Origin of the sequence: Paracoccus aestuariivivens (assembly GCF_009711225.1) — a bacterium.
GTDB classification, from domain to species: domain Bacteria; phylum Pseudomonadota; class Alphaproteobacteria; order Rhodobacterales; family Rhodobacteraceae; genus Paracoccus; species Paracoccus aestuariivivens.
Genome location: NZ_WMIE01000003.1, coordinates 186427 through 211568, shown reverse-complemented (window position 1 = coordinate 211568; position 25142 = coordinate 186427). Strand labels below are relative to the sequence as shown.

At 60.4% G+C, this 25142-nt stretch carries 38 protein-coding genes; all 38 read right to left on the bottom strand.

Translation table 11 applies throughout. The annotated features are described in order from the left end of the window. Positions 1–87: 87 nt before the first annotated feature. The gene (locus tag GL286_RS08595) at positions 88–1113 is read right to left on the bottom strand and encodes an amino acid ABC transporter substrate-binding protein (protein ID WP_155095141.1); all 1026 of its coding nucleotides are present in this window, start codon (positions 1111–1113) and stop codon (positions 88–90) included. 155 nt (positions 1114–1268) lie between these two features. Next, positions 1269–1985 (bottom strand): ATP12 family chaperone protein, encoded by a 717-nt coding sequence (locus GL286_RS08590; protein ID WP_155095140.1) that lies wholly within the window; start codon positions 1983–1985, stop codon positions 1269–1271. Further along, positions 1982–2656: an HAD-IA family hydrolase gene (locus tag GL286_RS08585; RefSeq protein WP_155095139.1), complete on the bottom strand. Its 675-nt coding sequence runs from the start codon at positions 2654–2656 to the stop codon at positions 1982–1984. The genes GL286_RS08590 and GL286_RS08585 overlap by 4 nt, the downstream gene beginning before the upstream one ends. Next, the gene (locus GL286_RS08580) at positions 2656–3699 is read right to left on the bottom strand and encodes an RluA family pseudouridine synthase (RefSeq protein WP_155095138.1); all 1044 of its coding nucleotides are present in this window, start codon (positions 3697–3699) and stop codon (positions 2656–2658) included. The genes GL286_RS08585 and GL286_RS08580 overlap by 1 nt, the downstream gene beginning before the upstream one ends. Further along, on the bottom strand, positions 3696–4070 hold the full coding sequence (gene crcB / locus GL286_RS08575) for a fluoride efflux transporter CrcB (protein WP_155095137.1): 375 nt from the start codon (positions 4068–4070) through the stop codon (positions 3696–3698). The genes GL286_RS08580 and crcB overlap by 4 nt, the downstream gene beginning before the upstream one ends. Beyond that, entirely contained in the window at positions 4067–5395 is a 1329-nt protein-coding gene (locus GL286_RS08570; protein ID WP_155095136.1) for a replication-associated recombination protein A, read from the bottom strand. The genes crcB and GL286_RS08570 overlap by 4 nt, the downstream gene beginning before the upstream one ends. Before the next feature lie 62 nt (positions 5396–5457). Next, complete coding sequence (locus tag GL286_RS08565; RefSeq protein ID WP_155095135.1) at positions 5458–6048, bottom strand: acyl-homoserine-lactone synthase; 591 nt, start codon at positions 6046–6048, stop codon at positions 5458–5460. Between the two features lie 72 nt (positions 6049–6120). After that, positions 6121–6732: an autoinducer binding domain-containing protein gene (locus tag GL286_RS08560; protein WP_155095134.1), complete on the bottom strand. Its 612-nt coding sequence runs from the start codon at positions 6730–6732 to the stop codon at positions 6121–6123. A 363-nt stretch (positions 6733–7095) separates the two neighbouring features. Beyond that, a complete protein-coding gene (gene rplQ / locus GL286_RS08555) occupies positions 7096–7518 on the bottom strand; it encodes a 50S ribosomal protein L17 (protein WP_155095133.1) in 423 nt (140 codons plus the stop codon). Positions 7519–7681: 163 nt separating this feature from the next. After that, positions 7682–8698: a DNA-directed RNA polymerase subunit alpha gene (locus GL286_RS08550; protein WP_155095132.1), complete on the bottom strand. Its 1017-nt coding sequence runs from the start codon at positions 8696–8698 to the stop codon at positions 7682–7684. Between the two features lie 118 nt (positions 8699–8816). Continuing rightward, positions 8817–9206: a 30S ribosomal protein S11 gene (gene rpsK, locus GL286_RS08545; RefSeq protein ID WP_011747123.1), complete on the bottom strand. Its 390-nt coding sequence runs from the start codon at positions 9204–9206 to the stop codon at positions 8817–8819. A 15-nt stretch (positions 9207–9221) separates the two neighbouring features. Continuing rightward, on the bottom strand, positions 9222–9590 hold the full coding sequence (gene rpsM / locus GL286_RS08540) for a 30S ribosomal protein S13 (protein WP_134680226.1): 369 nt from the start codon (positions 9588–9590) through the stop codon (positions 9222–9224). A 153-nt stretch (positions 9591–9743) separates the two neighbouring features. Next, on the bottom strand, positions 9744–10406 hold the full coding sequence (locus GL286_RS08535; protein ID WP_155095131.1) for an adenylate kinase: 663 nt from the start codon (positions 10404–10406) through the stop codon (positions 9744–9746). A gap of 37 nt (positions 10407–10443) precedes the next feature. Then, positions 10444–11814 (bottom strand): preprotein translocase subunit SecY, encoded by a 1371-nt coding sequence (gene secY, locus GL286_RS08530; RefSeq protein WP_155095130.1) that lies wholly within the window; start codon positions 11812–11814, stop codon positions 10444–10446. A 103-nt stretch (positions 11815–11917) separates the two neighbouring features. Next, on the bottom strand, positions 11918–12403 hold the full coding sequence (gene rplO / locus GL286_RS08525; RefSeq protein ID WP_155095129.1) for a 50S ribosomal protein L15: 486 nt from the start codon (positions 12401–12403) through the stop codon (positions 11918–11920). 168 nt (positions 12404–12571) lie between these two features. After that, positions 12572–13573, bottom strand: coding sequence for an acyltransferase family protein (locus GL286_RS08520; protein ID WP_170295106.1), 1002 nt, complete (start codon positions 13571–13573; stop codon positions 12572–12574). 141 nt (positions 13574–13714) lie between these two features. Further along, positions 13715–14425 carry a hypothetical protein gene (locus GL286_RS08515; protein ID WP_155095127.1) on the bottom strand — a complete coding sequence of 237 codons (711 nt, stop codon included), beginning with the start codon at positions 14423–14425 and terminating at the stop codon, positions 13715–13717. A 135-nt stretch (positions 14426–14560) separates the two neighbouring features. Then, on the bottom strand, positions 14561–14749 hold the full coding sequence (rpmD, locus tag GL286_RS08510) for a 50S ribosomal protein L30 (protein ID WP_134680220.1): 189 nt from the start codon (positions 14747–14749) through the stop codon (positions 14561–14563). Between the two features lie 11 nt (positions 14750–14760). Continuing rightward, positions 14761–15327, bottom strand: a complete 567-nt coding sequence (gene rpsE / locus GL286_RS08505; protein ID WP_134680219.1) for a 30S ribosomal protein S5 — start codon at positions 15325–15327, stop codon at positions 14761–14763. 115 nt (positions 15328–15442) lie between these two features. Beyond that, a complete protein-coding gene (gene rplR, locus GL286_RS08500; RefSeq protein ID WP_155095126.1) occupies positions 15443–15802 on the bottom strand; it encodes a 50S ribosomal protein L18 in 360 nt (119 codons plus the stop codon). An 11-nt stretch (positions 15803–15813) separates the two neighbouring features. Further along, positions 15814–16347 (bottom strand): 50S ribosomal protein L6, encoded by a 534-nt coding sequence (rplF, locus tag GL286_RS08495; RefSeq protein ID WP_155095125.1) that lies wholly within the window; start codon positions 16345–16347, stop codon positions 15814–15816. Positions 16348–16359: 12 nt separating this feature from the next. Then, the gene (gene rpsH, locus GL286_RS08490; RefSeq protein WP_155095124.1) at positions 16360–16758 is read right to left on the bottom strand and encodes a 30S ribosomal protein S8; all 399 of its coding nucleotides are present in this window, start codon (positions 16756–16758) and stop codon (positions 16360–16362) included. Between the two features lie 9 nt (positions 16759–16767). Then, positions 16768–17073, bottom strand: a complete 306-nt coding sequence (rpsN, locus tag GL286_RS08485; protein ID WP_155095123.1) for a 30S ribosomal protein S14 — start codon at positions 17071–17073, stop codon at positions 16768–16770. 19 nt (positions 17074–17092) lie between these two features. Next, positions 17093–17653, bottom strand: coding sequence for a 50S ribosomal protein L5 (gene rplE, locus GL286_RS08480; protein ID WP_155095122.1), 561 nt, complete (start codon positions 17651–17653; stop codon positions 17093–17095). Next, positions 17653–17958, bottom strand: coding sequence for a 50S ribosomal protein L24 (rplX, locus tag GL286_RS08475; RefSeq protein WP_155095121.1), 306 nt, complete (start codon positions 17956–17958; stop codon positions 17653–17655). Before rplX ends, rplE begins: the two co-directional genes overlap by 1 nt. Continuing rightward, complete coding sequence (gene rplN / locus GL286_RS08470) at positions 17958–18326, bottom strand: 50S ribosomal protein L14 (protein WP_022708219.1); 369 nt, start codon at positions 18324–18326, stop codon at positions 17958–17960. Before rplN ends, rplX begins: the two co-directional genes overlap by 1 nt. A gap of 64 nt (positions 18327–18390) precedes the next feature. Beyond that, on the bottom strand, positions 18391–18639 hold the full coding sequence (rpsQ, locus tag GL286_RS08465) for a 30S ribosomal protein S17 (RefSeq protein ID WP_155095120.1): 249 nt from the start codon (positions 18637–18639) through the stop codon (positions 18391–18393). A gap of 12 nt (positions 18640–18651) precedes the next feature. Continuing rightward, positions 18652–18858, bottom strand: coding sequence for a 50S ribosomal protein L29 (gene rpmC / locus GL286_RS08460; RefSeq protein ID WP_155095119.1), 207 nt, complete (start codon positions 18856–18858; stop codon positions 18652–18654). Between the two features lie 190 nt (positions 18859–19048). Continuing rightward, complete coding sequence (gene rplP, locus GL286_RS08455) at positions 19049–19462, bottom strand: 50S ribosomal protein L16 (protein WP_134680210.1); 414 nt, start codon at positions 19460–19462, stop codon at positions 19049–19051. Between the two features lie 11 nt (positions 19463–19473). Beyond that, positions 19474–20190: a 30S ribosomal protein S3 gene (gene rpsC, locus GL286_RS08450; RefSeq protein WP_155095118.1), complete on the bottom strand. Its 717-nt coding sequence runs from the start codon at positions 20188–20190 to the stop codon at positions 19474–19476. Next, positions 20190–20585: a 50S ribosomal protein L22 gene (gene rplV, locus GL286_RS08445; protein WP_155095117.1), complete on the bottom strand. Its 396-nt coding sequence runs from the start codon at positions 20583–20585 to the stop codon at positions 20190–20192. Before rplV ends, rpsC begins: the two co-directional genes overlap by 1 nt. A gap of 5 nt (positions 20586–20590) precedes the next feature. Beyond that, on the bottom strand, positions 20591–20869 hold the full coding sequence (gene rpsS, locus GL286_RS08440) for a 30S ribosomal protein S19 (protein WP_155095116.1): 279 nt from the start codon (positions 20867–20869) through the stop codon (positions 20591–20593). Between the two features lie 3 nt (positions 20870–20872). Beyond that, the gene (gene rplB / locus GL286_RS08435; RefSeq protein ID WP_134680206.1) at positions 20873–21709 is read right to left on the bottom strand and encodes a 50S ribosomal protein L2; all 837 of its coding nucleotides are present in this window, start codon (positions 21707–21709) and stop codon (positions 20873–20875) included. 95 nt (positions 21710–21804) lie between these two features. Beyond that, a complete protein-coding gene (locus GL286_RS08430) occupies positions 21805–22101 on the bottom strand; it encodes a 50S ribosomal protein L23 (RefSeq protein ID WP_155095115.1) in 297 nt (98 codons plus the stop codon). Further along, complete coding sequence (gene rplD, locus GL286_RS08425; protein ID WP_155095114.1) at positions 22098–22718, bottom strand: 50S ribosomal protein L4; 621 nt, start codon at positions 22716–22718, stop codon at positions 22098–22100. Before rplD ends, GL286_RS08430 begins: the two co-directional genes overlap by 4 nt. Further along, positions 22718–23449, bottom strand: coding sequence for a 50S ribosomal protein L3 (rplC, locus tag GL286_RS08420; protein WP_155095205.1), 732 nt, complete (start codon positions 23447–23449; stop codon positions 22718–22720). The genes rplD and rplC overlap by 1 nt, the downstream gene beginning before the upstream one ends. A 13-nt stretch (positions 23450–23462) precedes the next feature. Next, positions 23463–23771 (bottom strand): 30S ribosomal protein S10, encoded by a 309-nt coding sequence (gene rpsJ / locus GL286_RS08415; RefSeq protein ID WP_042247848.1) that lies wholly within the window; start codon positions 23769–23771, stop codon positions 23463–23465. A 187-nt stretch (positions 23772–23958) separates the two neighbouring features. Then, entirely contained in the window at positions 23959–25134 is a 1176-nt protein-coding gene (gene tuf, locus GL286_RS08410; protein ID WP_155095098.1) for an elongation factor Tu, read from the bottom strand. Positions 25135–25142: the final 8 nt, after the last annotated feature.

Genomic DNA, 25142 nt, shown 5'->3' with positions numbered 1-25142 from the left:
CCGGCGGTCGGGTCTTGTGCCCGTGTTCTTTCCGGCTCGGTGCAGAACGGGCGGGGTATTGCCCCGCCCGTTCAGTTTCTTCTGCGCTTAGCGGAAGGGGATGGCGTAAAGCAGGCCACCCTGGGTCCATTGCGCGTTCAGACCGCGCGCCAGACCGATCGGAGTCTGCTCGCCGATCGTCGCAGCGAAGATCTCGCCGTAGTTGCCCTGCACCTTGATGGCGCGTTTGGCCCATTCGGCGTCCAGACCCATCATCTTGCCCAGATCGTCCGAAGTGCCCAGAAGGCGCTGGACTTCAGGATTCTGCGACGACTTCGACAGCTCGTCGATATTGGCCGAGGTCACACCGTATTCTTCGGCCGCGACCAGCGCGAACAGGGTCCAGCGGGCGATGTCGCCCCAGTTGTTGTCACCGTGACGCACGGCCGGTCCCAGCGGTTCCTTCGAGATGATCTCGGGCAGGATGATGTGGTTTTCCGGATCGGCGAAAGCAGCGCGGGTCGCAGCAAGACCCGAGGCGTCCGTGGTATAGGCATCGCAAGCGCCAGCCATGTATTGCTGCTCGCCCTCGGCGTTCGAATCGATGTTGACCGGCTGATAGGTCATGTTGTTGGCCTTGAAGTAATCGGCCAGGTTCAACTCGGTCGTGGTGCCGGTCTGGATACAGATCGTCGCGCCGTCCAGTTCCTTGGCCGAGGACACGCCAAGATCCTTGCGGACCATGAAGCCCTGACCGTCGTAATAGTTCACGCCGACGAAATCGAGCTTGAGGTCGGTGTCACGCTGGAAGGTCCAGGTCGAGTTGCGTGCCAGCACGTCGATCTCGCCCGAGGACAAGGCGGTAAAGCGCGTCTGACCGGTCGTCGGGACGTATTTGACCTTTGTCGCATCGCCCAGAACAGCCGCAGCCAATGCCTTGCAATAGGCGACGTCGAAGCCGGTCCAGTTGCCATTTGCGTCCGGGGCCGCGAAGCCGACCAGACCTGTATTCACACCGCAATTCAGCACGCCGCGGGCTTTTACCTCTTTCAGCGTGTCGCCTTCAGCGGCCATGGCACCCGACGCCGCAAGGGCGAAGACAGTGACCGAGCCGAAGAGTGCAGATTTCTTCATGGGGTTCCTCTCTGTTGGTCTTCCGACCCTTGAACGGGCCGTCTGGAAGCTAGGGCCGTAGGCTAGCCCGTTTGAGCCAAGGGACAACTTCACTGCCCCCATAAGCGGCATTGTGCCGATGAAGTTCCTTCCGTCAAGAATAAGGCAAGAATCGGTCAGACAGTTCTGCTGAGAGACCAGAACCGTTCCGCATTGTTCATCTGGGTCAAGCGGGCCGCTGCTGCCTCGTCAGCCTCATCGTCACGACCCCAGCTTTCCGATTGAAATTCCTCATCAATCCGTGAAAGCGCGTGTGAATCCGCCGCGTTCAAGCGTCCGCGAATGACCGCCAATCCAAGGATCAGAGAGCCCGGAAGCGTGACCAGATCGTGCAACGCCGTCAGGCCGAAAGCGTCGAGACCCATGACCTCTGCACGCAAATTGTGCAAAACCGAGTCGTCCTGTGCGATGGGAATCACACCATGGGTAATCCGAAGCGGAGCCTTCAACCGCGTCGCGGCCCAGTCGACCAAGGGATCCCAGCCCTCGGCCTGAGCGTGGACCAGCCGCTCGGGTTCGACCGCGCGATAGGACAGCAGATCCGTGCCGCCATAATCGGCAAGCATGTTGGCAACTGCGTCAAATTGCGGTGTCACGCGTTCGACCGCCGAATTTGCCGCGCGGGTCAGCGGCATGGTGTTGGGATCGATGATTTCGATCTGCGCGTCCCATTCGGCGGCAATAGCCTTAGCCAGCGCGACCGTCGGCAGGATCAAAGGCAGTTTGCCGGGTGTACGAACCGGACGCTCGTCCAGGGTGACCTCGGCTCCGCCTTCGACCTCGCGCACCGATGCGGCCTTCCAGAACCGCCGCGCTTTCCATTCGCTGCTCATGCAACCTGCTCCTGCTTCGTCCATTCCAACAGCGACTGCGTCAGGGACGGGTAATCCGGCGCAACCAGCGCGGCCCCAGCTCCGTGCAGATCCACTGTCGGGTGATAGCCCCAATCGACGCCAAATCCGGTAACGCCGGCAGCGCGGGCCATCTCGATATCAAACACCGTGTCTCCGACCATCGCGGTACGACTGGCGGCAACGCCCGTCTCGGACAATGCGCTTTCCAGCATCGCCGGATGCGGCTTCGAGGGGTGGCCGTCCGCCGTTTGCCGCGTGACAAACCGCTGGGTCAGCCCATGCGCCTCTAGCACGGCCATCAGCCCGCGCATCGGCTTTCCGGTGGCGATGCCCAGTAGCACATCGTCTTGCGCAGCCAACGCGTCCAGACAGTCCAACGCCCCCGCATAAAGCGGAGGCACCACGCCCTTGGCCCGCGCGGCGACGAATGCCTCGCGGTAGCCCAGCACGACCCGCTCGTGCAGATCAGGCGTCGCGCCGGGCAGCAATCGGGCGATGGCAACGGGCAGCGAAAGACCGACGATGGACAAGATTTCCTGCGGCTGCATCTCGGGCAAACCGACGCCGCGAAGACCGTAGTTCATCGCCTCGACGATCTCGTGCTGGCTATTCACCAGCGTTCCATCGACGTCGAATACAACCAGACGCATCATGCTTCCTCGAAGGGATCTTCCGGCACGTCGTTTTCATGCCAGCCCAGCGTCTTCCACGTCCGCTCCATATGTTCGGGCAAGGGCGCGGTGATGGTGATCAGCTTCTTGGTGATAGGATGCTCGAACCGGATCACGCGGGCATGCAGATGCAGCTTGCGGCTGATCTCGCCGCCAAGCTGTGCGCCCCAGCCATCGCCAAGGTTTTCCTGCCCCGAGCCGCCATATTTGCCGTCACCGACGATCGGGTGGCCCATCTCAGACATATGGGCGCGAAGCTGATGGGTGCGGCCCGTGACCGGAATCATGGCGACCCAGCTGACGCGGCTGCCCAAGGCATCCAGCACGGCGTAATCGGTATGGGCGCGCTTGGCGCCCTCGGTTTCGGCGACCTGCGAGGGATGCACCGCGACCATCTTCTCGCCCTCGCCCATGCGACCGCGACCCGGTGCCTTGACCAGACCGTACTTGATCGAGCCCATGCGCGGATGCGGCACGCCGGCAACGGCGGCCCAATAGATCTTGCGCGTCAGGCGGTGGCGGAACGCCTCGGACAGCGAGCGCGCGATCCGGTCGGTACGGGCCAGCAGCAACACGCCCGAGGTATCCTTATCCAGACGGTGGACCAGCTTGGGACGGTCCTTATAGCCAAACATCAGCGCCTCGGTCAGGCCGTCGACATGGCGGTCACCCTGCCCCGAGCCCCCCTGCGACGGCAGCCCCGGCGGCTTGTTCAGCGCGATGATATGCTCGTCACGCCACAAGACGCAGGACTGGATCATCTCGGCATCGGATTGCTTGACCCGCGCCTTGGCCGTGGGCGGCGGCGGCGCGCTGTCGGGCAGCGGCGGTACGCGGACCTCTTGGCCCACCTCGATCCGGCTGTTGGCCTTGACCCGTCCGCCGTCAACGCGCAGCTGACCGGTCCGGCACATCTTTTCGACCGCGCCTTGGGTAAGCTGCGGAAACTTCTTTTTCAGCCAGCGGTCGATGCGCTGGTCGCCCTCGTCCTCGCCGATGCGGATGGTTTGAACAGTCGTCATGCGAAAATCCCCCGGCCTGCGGCCAAACCCGCAAAGACCGCAACAAGTGAAATCATAACTGAGGCCAGCACGTAACCGACCGCCAGAAAGCTGGCGCCGCGTTCCCACAGCGTCATCGTATCCAAGGCGAAGGCCGAAAAGGTGGTGAACCCGCCCAGCATTCCGGTCAGCAGCAAGGGCGCCAGATGCTGCCCGCCGCGCTGCGCCAGCGCCGCTGCCAGAATGCCCATGGCAAAGCAACCGACGATATTGACCGTCAGCGTGCCTAAGGGAAAACCGGCGCTTAGTCGAGCGGCCAAAATATTGACGCCGTAACGCGCCATCGACCCCAGAGCGCCGCCAAGTGCGACCTGAAGGAATGCATGGTTCATGTCTTGCCCTCTGTGCGCCGCTTTTGACGGAGGCTGGCGAACCATTCAACGCGCTTTTTCAGATCCCGTTCGAATCCGCGCTCGACCGGCTGGTAAAGGACGGGACGTTTCATGCCATCGGGGAAATAGTTCTGCCCCGAGAAACTGTCCTCGGCATCGTGATCGTATTGATAGCCCGCGCCGTAGCCCTGTTCCTTCATTAAACCCGTCGGCGCGTTCAGGATATGGGCGGGCGGAATCTGGCTGCCCGAGCGCCGCGCCAGATCACGCGCGCCCTTATAGGCGACATAGCCCGCGTTGGATTTCGGCGCGAGCGCCAGGTAGATCACCGCCTGCGCCAACGCGAGTTCGCCCTCGGGGCTGCCCAGCCGCTCGTAGAGCGCCCATGCGTCCAGACAATGCCGCTGGGCCGCGGGATCGGCCAGACCGATATCCTCGACGGCCATGCGGGTGATGCGGCGGGCCAGATAGCGCGGGTCCTCGCCGCCTTCCAGCATGCGCGAGAACCAGTACAGCGCCGCGTCTGGATCGCTGCCCCGCACCGATTTGTGCAAAGCCGAGATCAGGTTGTAATGCTCGTCGCCCGATTTGTCGTATTTCGCGGCCCGCCGCATCAGGCGCTGGGACAGCTGCTCGGTATCCAGCTTGCCCGTCACGCGCCACGCCATCACCTGCTCGATCAGGTTCAAAGCGGCACGACCATCGCCATCCGCCATCTCGAGCAGCCGGTCCCGAGCCTGCGGAATGAGCGGCAAAGCGCGTTTCATGTCCTGCTCGGCCCGCTGGGCCAGCAATTCCAGTTCAACAAGACTGAGACGCTCGAGCACGATGACCTGCGCCCGAGACAAAAGCGCGGCGTTCAGTTCGAAACTGGGATTTTCGGTGGTGGCGCCGACCAAGGTGATCGTGCCGTCCTCCATATGCGGCAGGAAACTGTCCTGCTGCGCCTTGTTGAAGCGGTGGATCTCGTCCACGAAAAGCAGCGTTCCGCGTCCCTGCTGATGGCGCAAGCGGGCGGCATCGAAAACCTTCCGCAATTCGGGAACACCGGAAAAGATCGCGGATATCTGGACAAATGCCAGATCGGTCTCAAGCGCGAGCAAACGGGCAATTGTGGTTTTTCCGACCCCCGGAGGCCCCCACAGGATCAGCGAGGACAAGCTGCCCGCAGCAAGCATCGCGCCCAGCGGCCCGTCAGGGCCCATGACCTTGCCTTGCCCGATGACATCAGACAGCCGGGCCGGCCGGATACGGTCAGCCAGAGGACGATTGGCCTCTCGGGCGGGGGCACCTTGCTCGGGCGCGTTGTCGAAAAGATCTGCCATTTAGGGGGCAGTTTACGCTGCGCGAATTGCGTGCGAAAGGCCCCCTTCGCTGGCTGATGCTCTCAATGCATCTTGGCAGCCAGATTGATCGAAACACATTGGAAATATGCATCATCAATCCAGATCACCGGACCCATGGCATGGGCATCCAGACCGATCGCACGCAGCCAGCGCGGCCAGGTAGCGGCAACCAGACAGACCAGCTTCGTCGCCCCAAGTTCGCGGGCCGAGTGGGTCATCTCGCGCAGAAGGCTCATGTGGACACGGCGGCGGCCGGATTGGGGAGTGCTGTGATCGACGAACAGCCGGCTGGCTTCCCATGTCGTGGCTTCGACCGGCGCCGGTTCGTCCAGCAGGTTTTGCGGAATCGAGCCGCCAAGCAGATCCTGCTGCGCATCGCGGATCATGTATGTGTACATGCCGCAGCGGGCCGTCGTGGGTGTCAAACGAACCCCGGCAAGGACCGTGCCCTTTTCATGGATCGCGACCCAGCGGCTCATCGGGGTGTCGTACTGATCGAACTCCATGTCGTCGGTCTGGGGCAGATCCCAGCGTTTCTGGATGATGAAACTTTGTTTCCTGGCGCGAAAGATGTTTGCAAAAAGCTCGCCATGGTTGTGGAGGTTGGCGAACGAAAGCGTGGTGGTCTGCATTGGTCTTCTCCTGGGGTTGTGGTGGGTGATGGCCCCCAGGGTGATAACCGCGTCTAAGGCGAACCGTTTCCGTTACAGCAAGCGGTAGTCCTTGGCCCTTTGTAACGCCTCGGCCGTGGTGCGCGCCATGAGACGTTCGCGCGCCGAGATGAGACGAGCCTTGAATGCGCTCTCCGTTATACCAAGTTTGGCAGCCGCCGCTGCGTGCCGATCTCCTTCCGCGATACACCGAAGGGCCTCCTGCTGAGCCTTGGTCAGGCTCTCCGGCGGTTCCGTTATATCGTGGAGACGCCGAATCGTTGCCGAGATCACTTCGATCTCGTCATCCTTGAATTCCCGCTTGTCATGGGCAAAGCAGCAAATTGTGCGGGACTTGATCGGGCCGTAGGCGACGGCAAGGCCGTAACTTAGCCCGTGATCAGCAGCATCCTGGAGGATCGAGAACGGATCCGGGATGGGAAGCACACTCCACCGGCAGGCACCGGTTGTCGAAAAACCCCAGGCGATCGTCGGATCGCGCAGCGCATAGGCCCGCTCGGAATAGCGGGTGGCCCATTCTTTATTATAGGTCTGGAACTGCATAAGAGGTGCAGCAAACCGAATATGCAGCGCGACAAAATAGCCGGCCGGTGCAAGCTTTTTAAGCTTGGCGAGTGCTGCATTGATATCCGCGCGAGATGACATGAGTATTTCTGACTAATTCGACAGATTGCGATTTCTACGAGTTTCGACTGAAATTGGCACGTGGCCCAATCTATTCAAGCAAAACCGCTATTGCTACCGGTGTTTTTGTAGATCCGCTTTTCAGCGCCAGATTGTTCAATGGCTTTGGGGGCGGTCGGCGCAGCACAGGCGCGACCGCCTTCAGGGTTTAATTAAACCCGATAATACAATTACCTATGCGGGAAACTTGTTGCGCCGGCAAAAATTGGCGCATGGCAGTTCCCATGCGAATTTTCCGCTAGGCGGTGTTGCAGAAAGCCCGCAACCCATTGACTGGATTGCGGGCTTAAATGTTTGATAATCCTTGGAAAGGATTAGCGAATCTTATGCTTCTTCAGCGGCCGATTCGGCTTCAAGGCGAGCGCGGTCGCTTGCACCTTTGGCATTCGGGTCGCGGTCGACCAGTTCGATGATCGCCATCGGAGCCATGTCGCCATAGCGGAAGCCGGCTTTCAGGATGCGGACATAGCCACCCTGACGGTCCTTGTAGCGGGCGCCGAGCACTTCGAACAGCTTCGCGACGTGCTGGTCTTGCTTCAGCTGGGCGTCAGCCTGACGACGGGCGTGCAGATCGCCGCGTTTCGCCAGCGTGATCAGCTTTTCAACGATCGGGCGAAGTTCTTTGGCTTTCGGCAGGGTCGTCTTGATCTGCTCGTGCTCGATCAGCGAGCCAGCCATGTTGGCGAACAGCGCTTTGCGGTGTTCGTGGGTACGGTTGAGGCGGCGGTAGCCACGTGCGTGACGCATGATAATCTCCTATGACGTCTTTTGCTTTGTCCGGTGACCCTGCGTTGGGGCCACTCTCCTTGGGGCGGAATGCCCAGGTGCCTTGCGGCGGTTTTCGGGGGCACCATGCGTACACCGCGCGTACACAGGCTGCACACAGGGCGTATGACGCCCCCGAATTCGATCAGAACTGGTCGTCGAAGCGTTTTGCAACGTCTTCGATGTTTTCCGGTGGCCAGTCCACGACGTCCATGCCAAGATGCAGGCCCATGCCCGAAAGCACTTCCTTGATCTCGTTCAGCGACTTGCGGCCGAAGTTCGGGGTGCGGAGCATCTCGGCTTCGGTTTTCTGGATCAGGTCGCCGATATAGACGATATTGTCGTTCTTCAGGCAGTTCGCCGAACGGACCGACAGTTCCAGCTCGTCGACCTTCTTGAGAAGGCGCGGGTCGAATTCCAGACCGTCTTCGGCATCCGAACGGGTCGCGGCTTCCGGCTCGTCGAAGTTGACGAAAACGGAAAGCTGGTCCTGAACGATGCGCGCAGCATAGGCCACGGCGTCTTCCGGCGTCAGCGAGCCGTCGGTTTCAACCTTCATGGTCAGCTTGTCATAGTCCAGAACCTGACCTTCGCGGGTCGGGGTGACTTCGTAGCTGACGCGCTTCACCGGCGAGAAGATCGCGTCGATCGGGATCAGGCCAATCGGCGCATCCTCGGGACGGTTCTTGTCGGCGGCGACATAGCCCTTGCCGTTCGCGACGGTCAGTTCCATGTGCAGTTCGGCACCGTCATCAAGGTGGCAGATGACGTGGTCGCGGTTCAGGATGGTGATCCCGGCCGTTTCCTGGATATCGCCAGCCTTGACCTCGCCCGGGCCCTTGGCAGCGAGCGTCAGGCGCTTGGGCGCATCGACGTCCATCTTCAGCGTCACGCCCTTGAGGTTCAGGACGATGTCCGTCACGTCTTCGCGCACGCCGGGAACCGACGAGAACTCGTGCAGGACGTTGTCGATCTGCACCGACGTGATGGCCGCGCCTTGCAGCGAGGACAGCAGCACGCGACGCAGCGCGTTGCCCAGCGTCAGGCCAAAGCCACGCTCGAGCGGCTCGGCGATAACGGTAGCGACGCGGGTCGAATCAGCGCCCGGCTTGATTTCAAGCTGGGTGGGCTTGATCAATTCAGCCCAATTCTTGTGGATCATGCGTGTGCCTCCATACCTGTTTCCAGCCCATGACCGGTGGCCGGAAACGCCCGAGGTTGAATGCGAAAATCGCGTCCGCGCCGAGAACCGGCGCGGAACGCGTTATCACAAGTCCGAATTAGACCCGGCGACGTTTCGGCGGGCGGCAGCCGTTATGCGCAATCGGGGTCACGTCACGGATCGCCGTGATGTTGAAGCCGACAGCAGCCAGAGCGCGCAGAGCCGATTCGCGGCCCGAACCCGGACCTTGAACTTCGACTTCCAGCGTGCGGACGCCGTGTTCCTGCGCTTTTTTGCCTGCATCTTCTGCAGCCATCTGAGCAGCGTAGGGGGTCGATTTGCGCGAGCCCTTGAAGCCCATGGTGCCAGCCGACGACCAGGAGATCGCGTTGCCTTGCACGTCCGAGATCAGGATCTTGGTGTTGTTGAAGGACGAGTTCACATGCGCCACACCAGTGGCGATGTTTTTGCGTTCCTTACGCTTAATGCGGGTTTTATCGCGTGCCATTACCTCAGCCCCCTCTTACTTCTTCTTGCCGGCGATCGGTTTCGCCGGGCCCTTGCGGGTGCGGGCGTTGGTGTGGGTGCGCTGACCGCGGACCGGAAGGCCACGACGGTGACGCAGACCACGGTACGAACCCAGGTCCATCATGCGTTTGATGTTCATCTGCGTCTCGCGGCGAAGGTCGCCCTCGACGGTCAGGTTGGCATCGATGTATTCGCGGATCGACAGAACTTCGGCATCCGACAGTTCATTGACGCGACGGGTCGCATCGATACCGACAGCTGCGATGATCTCGTCAGCGAATTTCGGGCCAATGCCGTGGATATAGGTCAGTGCGATCGGGACGCGTTTCCCGGTCGGAATGTTTACGCCAGCAATACGAGCCACGCGCTTTCCTTCTCATGTTGCGGTTCCGTAGCCCCGGAACCTTTTTTCACAACCAAAGACCCGAAAGCTGTGCCTTCGGGCCTTCAACTGACACCTGAAAATCAGGTGATTCTCATTCGAGATGTTGCGAATTACGGGATTCGCAAGCTCTCGTCAAGTCTTAGAGCCCGTGCCGTTCAGCACTGCCGAGACGGCCGAGGCCACCTGATCGATTTCAGCAAGGCCATCAACCGGATGCAGGTTCCCTTTGGCGTAATAGTAACCGATCAGCGGCGAGGTTTTCTTGTAATATTCCATCAGCCGCGTCTTGAGGCTTTCCGCATTATCATCAGCGCGGCGACGCAGATCGGTCGAGCCGCAGACATCGCAGACACCTTCGGCTTTCGTCGGCTTGGTCACATCGTGATAGACCTCGCCGCAATTACCGCAGGTGAAGCGCCCCGAGATCCGCGAGACCAGCGCCGTGTCATCGACACGCATCTCGACCACCGCATCGATCTGCTGGCCTTCGTCCTTCATCAACCCTTCCAACGCATCGGCCTGCGCCAGAGTCCGCGGGAAGCCATCAAAGATGAAACCGTTGCCGCCCTGATCCAGCTTCTCGCGGATCAGGCCGATGACGATCTCGTCGGTGACCAGCTCGCCGCGATCCATGACCTTCGCCACCAGCTGACCCATCTCGGTTCCCGAACTGCGGGCCTCGCGCAGCATGTCACCGGTCGAAAGCTGAACCAGCCCCCGCTCTTCGATCAGGCGACGGGCCTGAGTGCCTTTGCCGGCCCCCGGGGGGCCAAGCAGAATGATATTGGTCGCCATTATTCGTCCCTCTTTCGCCCTTCAGGGCTGCTCCCTATCAGCGACGCGCAGGTGCCTTGCGAGGACGCGGTGTCCCCGGCTTCCGTTTGCCCCGCAGCTGTGATTTTTCGATCAAACCTTCGTACTGATGCGCAAGCAAGTGGCTTTGCACCTGATTGATCGTATCCATGACAACGCTGACCACGATCAGGACCGACGTCCCGCCGAAGTAGAACGGTATCGCCAGCTGGTGACGGATCACTTCGGGCAACATACAGACTGCCGCAAGATAGGCCGAGCCGATGACCAGAACGCGGCTGACCACATAGGCCAGATAGTCCTCGGTCCGTTTGCCGGGGCGGATACCCGGAATGAAGCCGCCCTGATTCTTCAGGTTCTCGGCAACTTCATCGGTCTTGAAGCTTACGTTGAAGGTATAGAAATAGGCGAAGAACACGATCATCGCGCAGAAGAAGATCAGATACAGCGGCTGTCCCGGCCCGAAATAGGCAAGGATCGTCGACATGACGGGGCCGGTCTGGTTGCCCGAGAAGGTCGAGATCGTGATCGGCAGAAGCAGCAGCGAGCTGGCAAAGATCGCCGGAATGACGCCTGCCGGGTTGACCTTGATCGGCAGGTGCGAGGACTGCCCATCATAGACCTTCATCCCGACCTGACGGCGCGGATACTGGATATGGATCTTGCGCAGCGCGCGCTCCATGAACACGACAAAGGCGATCACGGCGATCACCATCACGATCACCCCAAGGATCACCGGAGTCGAGACAGCGCCCGAACGGCCCTGCGCCAGGAACTGCGCGAGGTGGCCGGGGATCTCGGCGACGATGCCGACGAAAATGATCAGCGAGATGCCGTTGCCGATACCGCGGGCGGTGATCTGCTCGCCCAGCCACATCAGGAACATGGTGCCGCCGACCAGCGTGATGACCACCGAGGCGCGGAAGAACATGCCCGGCTCGTGTGCGAGGTTGCCGTGCTCGAGGCTGACGGCCAGACCCCAGGCTTGGAACAGCGCCAGCGCGACCGTGCCGTAGCGGGTATATTGGTTGATTTTCTTGCGGCCTGCCTCGCCTTCTTTCTTGATCTGCTCAAGAGCGGGCACCATCGAGGCCAGAAGCTGCACGATGATCGAGGCCGAGATATAGGGCATGATGCCAAGCGCGAACACACCCATCCGCCCCAGCGCGCCGCCGGTGAACATCGACAGGATGCCCCCGATACCGGCCTGAGCGTCGGTCATGAAGTTGCGCAGCGCCGCGCCGTCGATACCGGGCACCGGAATATAGGTGCCAAGGCGGTAGATGATAAGAAGTCCGAGGGTGAACCAGATCCTCTGGCGAAGCTCGGTCGCCTTGCCAAGCGCACCCCAGGAAAGGTTCGCGGCCATCTGTTCTGCGGCTGACGCCATACGTGTGCCCCTTCATGGCAGCGCCGCCGGATCGTTTCCCGATCCCGCGGCGCCTGGAAAACTTGACAGCTATGTATTAGGCGCGGGTGCGCCCTTCAACAGCTTATTCGGCAGCCGCTTCTTCTTTGGCCGGACGAGTGACGGTGACTTTGCCGCCAGCCTTCTCGATTGCCTCGATCGCGGTTTTGGATGCGCCCGAAACGGTCAGGTTCAGAGCGGCTTTCAGCTCGCCTTTGGCCAGAACGCGAACGCCGTCCAGTTTGCGGCGGATGACGCCCGATGCGACCAGCACTTCGGCGGTCACGTCAGCTTTGGCGTCCAGCTTGCCTGCGTCGACGAAGGCTTGCAGTTGGCCCAGGTTGACCACGGCGAATTCCAGACGATTCGGCTTGCTGAAGCCACGCTTCGGCAGGCGGCGGTACAGCGGCATTTGGCCGCCTTCGTAACCGTTCAGCGCGACGCCCGAACGCGAGGTCTGACCTTTGATACCACGGCCGGCGGTTTTACCCTTGCCCGAGCCCGGACCACGAGCAACGCGTTTCTTCTTGCGCGATGCGCCTTCGTTGTCGCGAATTTCATGCAGTTTCATGTTGCTTCTCCTAGAGCCGGAAACGTCCCGCGAAGCAAATGGGACGAACACGGCGTTTTTTGCTTGTTGAGTCGGTGCCTGTGAAAGCACCGGCGGTTCGTATACGAAGGTGATCCGCCGGTCAAGTTCCATAGCCTGGTCTTGCAGCTACATTTGGGTGGCGTTCCACTACCGCACTGGGCGGGAACGCGCGCCGATATCCAAACGAGGCGAGGCCCGAAGCCAGTCTTTCATCCGATTGGTCAATGGTTTTTCAACCAGTGCACAAGCCAAGCCGCCGGCCACCAAGGTGACTGCGGCGGCAAGAAGCGCCGTGAGGTCGCTCGGCAAAACAAAGAGCTTGCCGATCAAGCGAAACACCACCGGGATGGTGAACACTTGTATCAGATAGATGTCATAGGATGCGGCCCCCAGAAAAAGCGCGGCCTTGCCCTTTACCTGTGGCAGGCAAACAAGCGCTGCGACAATCAGAAGCGCCGGAACACCGTATGAGATCTGGCGAGGAAGCTGCCCCGCCGGAAGTTGCGCAAACGCCGCAAGTAACAGCACCCCGCCGGCAACGAACAAGGCCGGCTTTGGAAGCCTTTTCCCGCGAAGGTAAAGCAGCCCTATCACCATGCCATAGACAAACTCGAGGCTGACCAGTTCGACAGGCCCTGCCCAATTCAAGGCGAGAAATACGGCAAGCACCGCGATCCACGTAAAGCCGATAGGAAAAAGCATGAAGCTGAGCGAGATAATCAGGTAAAACAACCACTCATATTCCAGCGTCCATCCGACATAGAGCACTGGGTATCCCTGCCCTAACCAACTGTTGACAAAAAACAGCGAGGTCAAAGTCTTCTGCACCGAAAAGCTGCTGCTGCTGAAAAGCCCCGGTAGCAACAGCAGCAGCGCGGTCGAAAGCAGCGTCAAGATCCAGTACATCGGCACGATTCGCAGGGCGCGTTCGATCAGGAACTGATCCACGCGTCGTGGGCTGCGGGCTTGGGACAGCACCATGACGAATCCGGAAATAACGAAGAAGATGTCGACTCCGGCCTCGCCCCATTTGATGAACCCCGCGAGAAATCTCGTGGGGTTTCCCTCGTTCTGCGCGGTCCAGGCGACGTGGAATAAAACAACGAGCAACGCGGCGGCGAATCGAAGAATCTGGATATTCCCAAGCACGCCCTGCTCCTTTCGGAAACCCAAAATGTTTCCATTATGTTGGCCGACGGAATCGATGCCCGTCGTTGAGAGCTATGATGGCCATGCCGAAATCGGTTGGGAAAGCTATCCAAATGATCAATCTCCCGGAAGGGGCGAACTTCAGAACTCGAGCCAGGTGCCCAGCTTGACTGCTGATTCATCAGGCCCCGACAGCGGTGTGATCAATCCAAGCTCGATCTTGCTTGGCCCCCACAGGTCATGGACCACTGTCGTGGCAAGCTTGCTGGTGAAGCCTGCCTCGTCGGTCTGCTCGAAGCGGAACTGGTTGATGATCATCATCGCGTCGGTCGCGTGCAGCCCCACCGTAAAATCCGCCTTCACTGTGACCTCCGAGGTCAGGTAATTGAAAGCGCTATCCGAGAGATCAGCAAAATCAGCCTGATCCTTCATCGCACCGGCGACCTTCAGGCGGGTCTCAAGCGACAGCCAGCCGCCCTGCATGAAGCCTTGGAAGCCCCTGCCCCAATTCGCGGACGCCTGCGCCAGCGGCAGGAACATACCATCACGCGCCACCATGCCAATCCCAAGCCCGACCGAGAGTTGATTCTCTCCCCAAGGCTCAAGCGCGTGCTGCAGGCCAAACAGCGCGCTCGTCTCACCGACATTGGTATAGCCCAGCTCAAAGCCCAGCGTCTCGCGCCCGGTCAGGCCATATTCGCCATAAAGGCTGGTATAGCTGTTGCCGTCGGAATCCCGCTCATCCGAAAGCGACAGGAAGGTCGCCTTCTCGGCGCGCGGCCAAGCCCCGGCATATGCAATGCTGGGCAGCGCGGCGAGCAGAACAAGGCCAAGGGCAATCCGTTGGGGCATCTCGGGCTTCCTTCAAGGGAATGCCAGAAATTTGCCAAAAACCGGTTAGCGAAAGGTTAACGGGGCAGGTTCGCATAAACGAAAACGCCCCGGAGGATCTCCGGGGCGTTTCCAATCTGTAAGCGGGGGCTGAAATCAGCCGCGCTCTTCGATGATGACAACCAGATGCGGGATCTTGTTGACCATGCCGCGCACGGCCGGGGTATCTTCCAGCTCGCGGGTGCGGTTCATCTTGTTCAGGCCCAGGCCTTTCAGCGTTTCGCGCTGAACGGCCGGACGGCGGATCGGCGAGCCGATCTGCTTGACGACGATGGTTTTAGCCATTGTGCCTCTCCTTACGCTTCGACAGCGGCGTCAGCCGGCTTGTCGTTCGACGGCAGGATCTCGGCCACTTTCTTGCCACGACGCTGAGCGACGTTGCGTGGCGACGATTCCTTTTTCAGGCCGTCGATGGTGGCGCGGATCATGTTGTAGGGGTTCTGCGAGCCTTGCGACTTCGCAACAACGTCCTGAACGCCCAGCATCTCGAAGACGGCGCGCATCGGACCACCGGCGATGATACCGGTACCCGGAACGGCAGTCCGCATGATCACTTTACCGGCGCCGTGACGGCCTTCGATATCGTGGTGCAGGGTGCGGCCGTCGCGCAGCGGGACGCGAACCAGCGAGCGTTTCGCTTGTTCGGTGGCCTTGCGGATCGCCTCGGGCACTTCTTTCGCTTTGCCCTTGCCGAAGCCAACGCGGCCACGCTGGTCGCCGACAACCACGAGAGCGGCGAAGCCGAAGCGCTTACCACCCTTGACGGTTTTCGACACACGGTTGATCGCGACCAAGCGATCGGCGAATTCCGGGGTTTCTTCGCGCTCTTCGCGGCGACCCCGACGGTTTTCACGTTCTGCCATGAGGCATTCCTTTTTCAACTGGCGCGATCAGCGCCGTTAAATCCGATCCTGGTGGGCCAAAGGCAAGCCAATGGCCCCCGGATCATCGGGGTGGCGAAAACGCCACCCGCAGTCCTTAGAACTTCAGACCGCCTTCGCGGGCTGCGTCCGCAAGGGCCTTGATCTTGCCGTGGAACAGGAAGCCACCGCGGTCGAAGATGACTTCTTCGACACCGGCTGCTTTCGCACGCTCTGCAATCGCGGCGCCAATCTTGGCCGCGACTTCCACGTTGTTCTTGCCGACAACGCCAAAGTCTTTCTCGAGCGACGATGCCGAGGCCAGGGTGACCCCTTTCACGTCGTCGATGACTTGAACGCTGATGTTCTTGGAAGAACGGTGAACGGACAGACGCGGACGGCCGTCCGTGATCGCCCGCAATTTGTTCCGCACGCGCAGGCGGCGCTTGAGGAACAGCTCTCGTTTGTTCAGTGCCATTTTCGCGCCCCTTACTTCTTCTTGCCTTCCTTGCGGAAGACGACCTCACCCTTGTAGCGGATGCCTTTGCCCTTGTAGGGCTCGGGCTGACGCCACTCACGGATGTTCGCGGCGACTTGGCCGACCAGTTGCTGGTCGATGCCTTCCACCACGATTTCGGTCTGCTTCGGCGAGGTGATGGTGACGCCAGCAGGCGCCTCGAAGTTCACGTCGTGCGAATAGCCCAGAGCCAGTTTCAGGACATTGCCCTGCATCGAGGCGCGGTAACCCACACCTTGAATTTCCAGCTCTTTTTTGAAGCCTTGGCTCACGCCAACGGTCAGGTTCTCGACCATCGAGCGGGTCATACCCCACTGCTGGCGAGCGCGTTTCGACAGGCCACGCGGGGTGACCTTGACGGCGCCGTCCTCAAGCGAGAGCGTCACATCATCGGTCGCGGTGAAGGAACGGACGCCTTTCGGGCCTTTCACTTCGATCGTTTGACCTTTGATTTCCGCAGTCACGCCATTCGGGAGGGCGACCGGTTTTTTACCAATCCGAGACATCTCTGCCCTCCTTTAGAACACGGTGCAGAGGACTTCGCCGCCAACATTGGCGTTGCGAGCCGCTGCGTCCGACATAACACCTTTCGGCGTCGAGACGATGGAAACGCCCAGGCCGTTACGGACCGACGGGATTTCCTTGACCGAGGCATAAACCCGGCGACCGGGTTTGGACACGCGCGCGAGTTCGCGAATGACCGGAGTGCCTTCGTAGTATTTCAGGCTGATTTCCAGTTCGGCATGGCCCGACGCAGAGGTCGTGGCTTCATAGCCGCGGATGTAGCCTTCCGCTTTCAGCACGTCCAGAACCCAAGCGCGCAGCTTGGAGGCCGGAGTGCGAACGGTCGATTTGCCGCGCATCTGAGCATTGCGGATGCGGGTCAGCATATCGCCGAGAGGATCGTTCATCGACATAATGCCCCCTTACCAGCTCGATTTGACCATGCCAGGGATCTGACCGAACGAGCCGAGCTCGCGCAGCATGATCCGCGACAGTTTCAGTTTACGGTAATACGCGTGCGGACGGCCGGTCAGTTGGCACCGGTTATGCAGACGCGTAGCCGAGGAATTGCGCGGCAGTTCAGCCAGTTTCAGGCTGGCCTTGAAGCGCTCTTCCATCGGCAGGGATTGATCGTGGACGACTTCGTTCAGAGCAGCGCGCTTGGCGGCGTATTTCTGAACCAGTTTCTCGCGCTTTTTCTCGCGCTCGATCATGGATTTTTTAGCCATATCTATCTTACCTCCGCGATCAGCTGTTGAACGGCATGTTGAAATGCTTCAACAGCGCCTTCGCTTCCGCATCGGTCGGCGCGGTGGTGCAAATGATGATGTCCATCCCCAGCACTTCGTCGACCTTGTCGAAGTTGATTTCCGGGAACACGATGTGCTCTTTCAGGCCCATGGCGTAGTTGCCACGACCGTCGAAAGACGTGCCTTTCACGCCGCGGAAGTCGCGGACGCGCGGCAGCGCGATGTTGATCAGGCGGTCCAGGAATTCATACATCCGGTCGCCACGCAGGGTCACTTTGCAGCCCAGCGGCATTTCTTCACGGACGCGGAAGCCGGCGATCGACTGTTTCGCGTGGGTGATGACTGCTTTTTGGCCTGCGATCAGCGAGAGCTCTTCAGCGCCTTGCTTGACCTTTTTCGTGTCTTTCACGGCTTCGCCGATGCCCATGTTCAGGACGATCTTGTCCAGACGCGGGATCTGCATGTCGTTTTTGTAGCCGAACTCTTCTTTCAGCGCAGCGCGAATAGCTTCGCGGTACTGCGACTTAAGACGCGGCGTGTAGTTGGCTTGGTCCAGCATCAGATCACGTCTCCCGTGGTCTTGGCGAAGCGGACTTTCTTGCCGTCTTCCACGCGGAAGCCGACGCGGGTCGCTTTGCCGTTTTTGTCCATGAGGGCCAGATTCGACAGGTCGATCGGCATGGCTTTCGCCAAGCGGCCACCTTGCGAGGTCTGAGTCTGACGGGTGTGGCGGATCGCGATGTTGACGCCGTCAACAACAGCCTTGTTCTCTTTGGGAAGAACGGCCGAGATCTCGCCCTGCTTGCCTTTGTCCTTGCCGGCAAGGACGACGACCTTGTCGCCTTTTTTCAGCTTGGCAGCCATTACAGCACCTCCGGAGCGAGCGAGATGATCTTCATGAAGTTCTTCGCACGCAGTTCACGAACGACCGGCCCGAAGATACGGGTACCGACCGGCTCACCCTGGTTGTTCAGGATGACGGCGGCGTTGCGGTCGAAACGGATCGAGGTGCCGTCTTCACGGTTCACTTCTTTCGCGGTGCGCACGACGACGGCCTTGCGGACGTCACCTTTCTTCACGCGGCCGCGCGGAATGGCTTCCTTGACGGAAACGACAATGATGTCGCCCACCGACGCATAGCGACGGTGCGAACCACCCAGGACCTTGATGCACTGAACTCGGCGAGCGCCGGAGTTGTCAGCGACATCCAGATTGGTCTGCATCTGGATCATTGGGTTACTCCCGACCTTTGGGGACCGGCATCACCCGGCCCCAGGGTTTCGATTAAGACTGGACTCACGCCTGTGCTTCGACAGCGTCGACGAGAACCGTCCAGCGCTTGGTTTTCGAGATCGGGGCACATTCGACGATGCGAACGGTGTCACCGACCTTGAACTGGTTCAGCGCGTCATGCGCGCGGTATTTCTTCGACGACCGCACGGTTTTGTGCAGCAGCGGGTGCTTGAAGCGACGCTCGACCAGAACGGTGACGGTCTGTTCGTTCTTGTCACTGACGACCTTGCCTTGCAGGATGCGTTTGGGCATGGACCGGGCTCCTTAGTTCGACGCCGCGGCTTCCGCCGCTTTCTGGTTCAGAATGGTTTTCACACGAGCAACGTCGCGACGGACGGAGCGCATGCGGGCGGTCGATTCGAGCTGGCCGGTGGCCTGCTGGAAGCGCAGGTTGAACGCTTCCTTTTTCAGCGAGAGCAGCTGTTCTTTCAGCTGATCCGGCGTCTTATCTTTCAGTTCCAGCGCTTTCATACGCCATTTCCTTTCAACATCACCGGCGAGCCCCTGCAAGCAGGGCCACCCTGATTCCGGTGGAGTTTCATGATGAAGGCTTGCCCATACAGGCGTAGGCCATTTTATGCAAGTCCCATTGTGGAAAACTCGCATATGAAACGCCCCGCCGGTTTCCCGACGGGGCGTCACTTTTACTTGCGGACCGGGATTACCAGTCTTCGCGAGCGACGATGCGGGTCAGCACCGGCAGCTTGTTCGCGCCGAGGCGCAGCGCTTCACGTGCGATTTCGTCGGACACGCCGTCGATTTCGAACATGATGCGGCCGGGATGGACGCGGGCCGCCCAGTAATCCACCGAACCTTTACCTTTACCCATCCGCACTTCCGTCGGTTTCGACGAAACCGGAACATCCGGGAAAATCCGGATCCAGACGCGACCCTGACGTTTCATGTGGCGGGTGATCGCGCGGCGGGCCGCTTCGATCTGGCGGGCGGTGACGCGCTCGGGCTCAGTAGCCTTCAGGGCGAACGAGCCGAAGTTCAGGGCAAAACCGCCCTTTGCTTCGCCGTGGATCCGGCCCTTGTGCTGTTTGCGGAACTTGGTCCGTTTCGGTTGCAGCATTCTACTTCTCCTTAGCGCGCGTCGCGGTCACGACGCGGACCGCGCGGAGCCGGACCGTCTTGCGCTTCAGTAGCGCGGCGGTCGCGAGCCTGCGGGTCATGCTCCATGATCTCGCCTTTGAAGATCCAGGTCTTCACACCGATGATGCCGTAGGGCGTGGTGGCTTCCGACAGCGCATAGTCGATGTCGGCGCGCAGGGTGTGCAGCGGCACACGGCCTTCGCGGTACCACTCGGTCCGGGCGATTTCGGCGCCGCCAAGACGGCCAGCAACGTTCACACGAATACCCAGTGCACCCATTCGCATAGCGTTCTGCACGGCGCGCTTCATGGCGCGACGGAACGAAACGCGGCGCTCGAGCTGCTGAGCGATCGATTCGGCGACCAACTGGGCGTCCAGCTCGGGCTTGCGGACTTCAACGATGTTGAGGTGCAGTTCCGAGGCGGTGAAGTTCGTCAGCTTCTTGCGCAGGGTTTCGATATCGGCGCCTTTTTTGCCGATGATGACACCCGGACGCGCGGCATAGATCGTGACGCGGCACTTTTTGTGCGGACGCTCGATGATGACGCGGCTGACGCCTGCCTGTTTGGCTTCGGTATGAACGAAGTCACGGATTTTCAGGTCTTCCAGCAGAAGATTGCCGTAATCCTTGTCATCCGCATACCAGCGGCTGTCCCAGGTACGGTTGACCTGAAGACGCATACCAATCGGGTTAACCTTCTGACCCATTACGCACGCTCCCCGGCTTCGATGGCTTCGACCTGACGGACCTTGATGGTGATTTCCGAGAACGGCTTCATGATCTTGCCGTAGCGGCCACGGGCACGCGGACGGCCACGTTTCATGACGAGGTTCTTGCCAACCCAAGCTTCGGCGACGATCAGATTGTCGACGTCGAGGTTGTGGTTGTTCTCAGCGTTGGCGATGGCCGACTGAAGGCATTTCTTCACGTCGCCAGCGACACGCTTGTGCGAGAACGTCAGGTCAGCCAAGGCTTTCTCGACTTTCTTGCCACGGATCAGCTGAGCAACCAGGTTCAGCTTTTGCGGCGAGGTGCGAAGCATTTTCGTTTTTGCAAACGCCTCGTTATCCGCCACGCGGCGCGGATTCTGTTCCTTACCCATGACGATTACTTCCTCTTCGCTTTCTTGTCGGCGGCGTGACCGTAATAGGTCCGCGTCGGCGAGTATTCACCAAACTTCTGGCCGATCATCTCTTCGCTGACAGCGACCGGAATGTGCTTCTGGCCATTGTAAACGCCGAAAGTCAGGCCGACAAACTGCGGCAGAATGGTCGAACGACGCGACCAGATCTTGATGACGTCGGACTTGCCAGCCTCGCGGGCTTTCTCGGCCTTGCGAAGCACGTATGCGTCGACAAAGGGGCCCTTCCAGATAGAACGTGCCATGGATTAGCGCCCCTTCTTCGCGTTACGCGACCGCAGGATGTATTTGTCGGTCGCTTTGTTCGTGCGGGTCTTGTTACCCTTGGTGCCTTTGCCCCACGGGGTAACCGGGTGACGGCCGCCCGAAGTCCGACCTTCACCACCACCATGCGGGTGGTCGATCGGGTTCATTGCAACGCCGCGAACGCTCGGGCGGATGCCCTTGTGACGGTTACGGCCTGCTTTGCCCAGGTTCTGGTTCGAGTGGTCCGAGTTGGACACGGCACCGATGGTGGCCATGCACTCTTGACGCACCAGACGCAGCTCGCCCGAGGACAGGCGGATCTGAGCGTAGCCGCCATCGCGACCGACGAACTGAGCGTAGGTACCGGCCGAACGTGCCAACTGACCACCTTTGCCGGGCTTCAGCTCGACGTTGTGGACGATGGTACCGATCGGCATACCCGAGAACGGCATCGCGTTGCCGGGTTTGACGTCGACTTTGGCGCCAGCGATCACCTTGTCACCAACAGCAAGACGCTGCGGAGCGATGATGTAGGCCTGTTCGCCGTCTTCGTATTTGATGAGCGCGATGAAAGCGGTGCGGTTGGGATCGTATTCGATCCGCTCGACCGTCGCCGAAACGTCGAACTTAGTGCGTTTGAAATCGACGATGCGGTAGAGACGCTTCGCCCCGCCGCCTTTGCGGCGCATCGTGATCCGTCCGGTGTTGTTCCGGCCGCCGTTCTTGGTCAAACCCTCGGTGAGGGATTTAACCGGGCGCCCTTTCCAAAGCTCCGAACGGTCGATCAGAACCAGCCCACGCTGGCCAGGCGTAGTCGGTTTATACGACTTAAGTGCCATGCTTTCTGTCTTCCGTTGCTTTGGACCTTAGGTGGTCCGTTTCAGTCAAAATACGACGGCCCCGCAGGGGGGGCCGTCGATTCGGTGGCTCTATATCAGAGGCCGGTCGACACGTCGATGGTGTTGCCGGCTTCCAGCGTGACATAGGCTTTCTTGACATCCGAACGGACGCCGGGACGGCCTTTGAAACGCTTGGTCTTGCCTTTGGTGATGGTGGTGTTGACCGCCTTCACCTTGACGTTGAACAGAGCTTCCACTGCTTCCTTGATGACCGGCTTGCTCGCGGTTTTGCTCACCTGGAAAACGAACGCGTTGGCTTCACCAACCAGCGTCGCTTTCTCGGTGATCAGCGGCTTGACGATCACGTCGTAATGTTCGGGCTTCGTGGTCATTTCAGACGAGCCTCCAGAGCTTCGACGCCAGCGCGCGTCAGCACGAGCGTGTCGCGACGCAGGATGTCATAGACGTTGGCACCCATCGACGGCAGGACGTCCACGCCTTCGAGGTTGCGGGCGGCACGGGCGAAGTTTTCGTTCACTTCGGCACCGTCGATCACCAGAACGCGCTTCCAGCCGTTTTCCTTGACCGCTTTAGCAACGGCCGCAGTTTTGGCATCGGCAATGTTCAAGCTCTCAACGATGACCAGCTCGCCTGCAGCGAATTTCGCCGACAGAGCGTGCTTCAGGCCAAGTGCGCGAACTTTCTTCGGCAGGTCGAAAGCGTGCGAACGCGGGGTCGGGCCCTTGTACACACCACCGTGACGGAAGGTCGGCGCCTTGCGGGAACCGTGACGAGCGCCACCGGTGCCTTTTTGGCGGTAGATCTTCTTGGTCGAGTAGCTGACGTCCGACTTGCCCAGCACCGAGTGGGTACCTTGCTGCGCTTTCGCACGCTGCCAGCGAACGACGCGGTGCAGCAGGTCCGCACGCGGCTCGAGCCCGAAGATGTCATCGCTCAGGTCGATGTCACCGGCTTTGCCGGCTTCGAGCGTGATCACATCGAGTTTCATCAGTTGTCTCCTTCGGGCGCAACGGCCTCGGCAGAGACCTGAGCCTCAGCGGCAGCCTTCGAACGGATCGCAGCCGGGAAGACCGTGGTTTCGGCCAGCGGCTTTTTCACGGCGTCCTTGATGGTGACCCATCCACCTTTCGAGCCTGGAACCGAACCCTTGACCATGATCAGGCCACGGTCGGAATCGGTGCGAACGACTTGCAGGTTCTGCGTGGTGACGCGAACGGCACCCATGTGACCTGCCATCTTCTTGCCTTTGAACACCTTACCGGGGTCCTGGCACTGGCCGGTCGAACCGTGCGAGCGGTGGCTGACGGACACGCCGTGCGAGGCGCGCAGACCACCGAAGTTGTGACGCTTCATCGCACCGGCAAAGCCTTTACCGATCGAGGTACCGGCGATGTCGACGAACTGACCCGCGAAGTAGTGATCGGCGATGATTTCTTCGCCCACTTCGATCAGGTTTTCGGCGGCAACGCGGAATTCCGCGATCTTGCGCTTCGGAGCGACATTGGCCTTCGCGAAGTGACCGCGCAGAGCAGCGGTGGTGCGCTTGGCTTTCGCCTCGCCAGCACCCAGCTGCAGCGCAACGTAGCCGTCTTTTTCGACGGTGCGCTGAGCAACAACCTGCAGGTTGTCAACGTGAAGAACAGTGACGGGAACTTGACGCCCGTCTTCGAGGAACAGCCGGGTCATGCCCAGCTTCTTGGCGATTACACCAGTCCGCAGCATAATGGCCTCCTTACACCTTGATTTCGACATCAACGCCAGCGGCGAGGTCGAGCTTCATCAGGGCGTCAACGGTCTGGGGGGTCGGATCGACGATGTCCAGCAGACGCTTGTGCGTGCGGATTTCCCACTGGTCGCGGGATTTTTTGTCGATGTGCGGACCGCGCAGAACGGTGAATTTCTCGATTTTGTTGGGCAGCGGAATCGGACCGCGGACCGTGGCGCCGGTGCGCTTGGCGGTGTTCACGATTTCCTGCGTGCTGGCATCCAGAACGCGATAATCGAACGCCTTGAGCCGGATGCGGATATTCTGGCTTTGCATTATCGTCCCTCTTGCGGGGGTATTCGGTTGAGAGGCAGACGTCACACCACGTGGCGCCTGCTTCGAACCGGTATTCAAATTGGCAAGCAGGCGGCATAGCCGCCGGTTGACCATTTGGCAACCCCCGAATCGGAAGGTCGCCCAGTTTTTTGAGCCGGGGGCGTTACCGCCCCCTGCCCGACCCGAATTACTTCAGGATTTTCGAGACGACGCCTGCGCCGACGGTACGGCCGCCTTCACGGATAGCGAAGCGCAGCTTCTCTTCCATGGCGATCGGAGCGATCAGTTCGACTTCGAACTTCAGGTTGTCGCCCGGCATCACCATCTCGGTGCCTTCCGGCAGCTTCACGGTGCCGGTGACGTCCGTGGTGCGGAAGTAGAATTGCGGACGGTAGTTCGCGAAGAACGGAGTGTGGCGGCCGCCCTCTTCCTTGGTCAGGATGTAGGCTTCGGCTTCGAAGGTGGTGTGCGGGGTCACCGATTTCGGCTTCACCAGAACCTGGCCACGCTCGACGCCGTCACGGTCGATGCCGCGCAGCAGAACGCCGACGTTGTCGCCAGCCTCCCCGCGATCCAGCAGTTTGCGGAACATTTCCACGCCGGTGCAGGTGGTTTTCTTGGTGTCGCGGATACCCACGATTTCCAGTTCGTCGCCGACGTTGACAGCGCCGCGCTCGATACGGCCGGTGACCACGGTGCCGCGGCCCGAGATCGAGAACACGTCTTCGATCGGCAGCAGGAACGGCTGGTCGACAGCGCGCTCGGGGGTCGGGATGTAGCTATCGACAGCCGCGATCAGTTCGCGGATCGAGTTCTCGCCGATCTCGGGATCGCGGCCTTCCATCGCGGCCAGAGCCGAGCCTTTGATGATCGGAATGTCATCGCCGGGGTAGTCGTAGGACGACAGGAGCTCGCGCACTTCCATCTCGACCAGTTCCAGCAGCTCGGCGTCGTCAACCTGGTCGACCTTGTTCAGGTAGACGACCATGTAGGGGATGCCGACCTGACGGCCCAGCAGGATGTGCTCGCGGGTCTGCGGCATCGGGCCGTCAGCAGCGTTCACAACCAGGATCGCGCCGTCCATCTGGGCAGCACCGGTGATCATGTTCTTGACGTAGTCGGCGTGGCCGGGGCAGTCGACGTGGGCGTAGTGACGCGATTCCGACTCGTACTCGACGTGCGCGGTCGAGATCGTGATGCCGCGAGCGCGCTCTTCCGGAGCGCCGTCGATCTGGTCATAGGCCTTGAAGTCACCAAAATATTTGGTGATCGCAGCCGTCAGCGTCGTCTTGCCGTGGTCAACGTGACCAATGGTCCCGATGTTGACGTGCGGCTTATTCCGTTCAAACTTTGCCTTTGCCATAAGCAGGG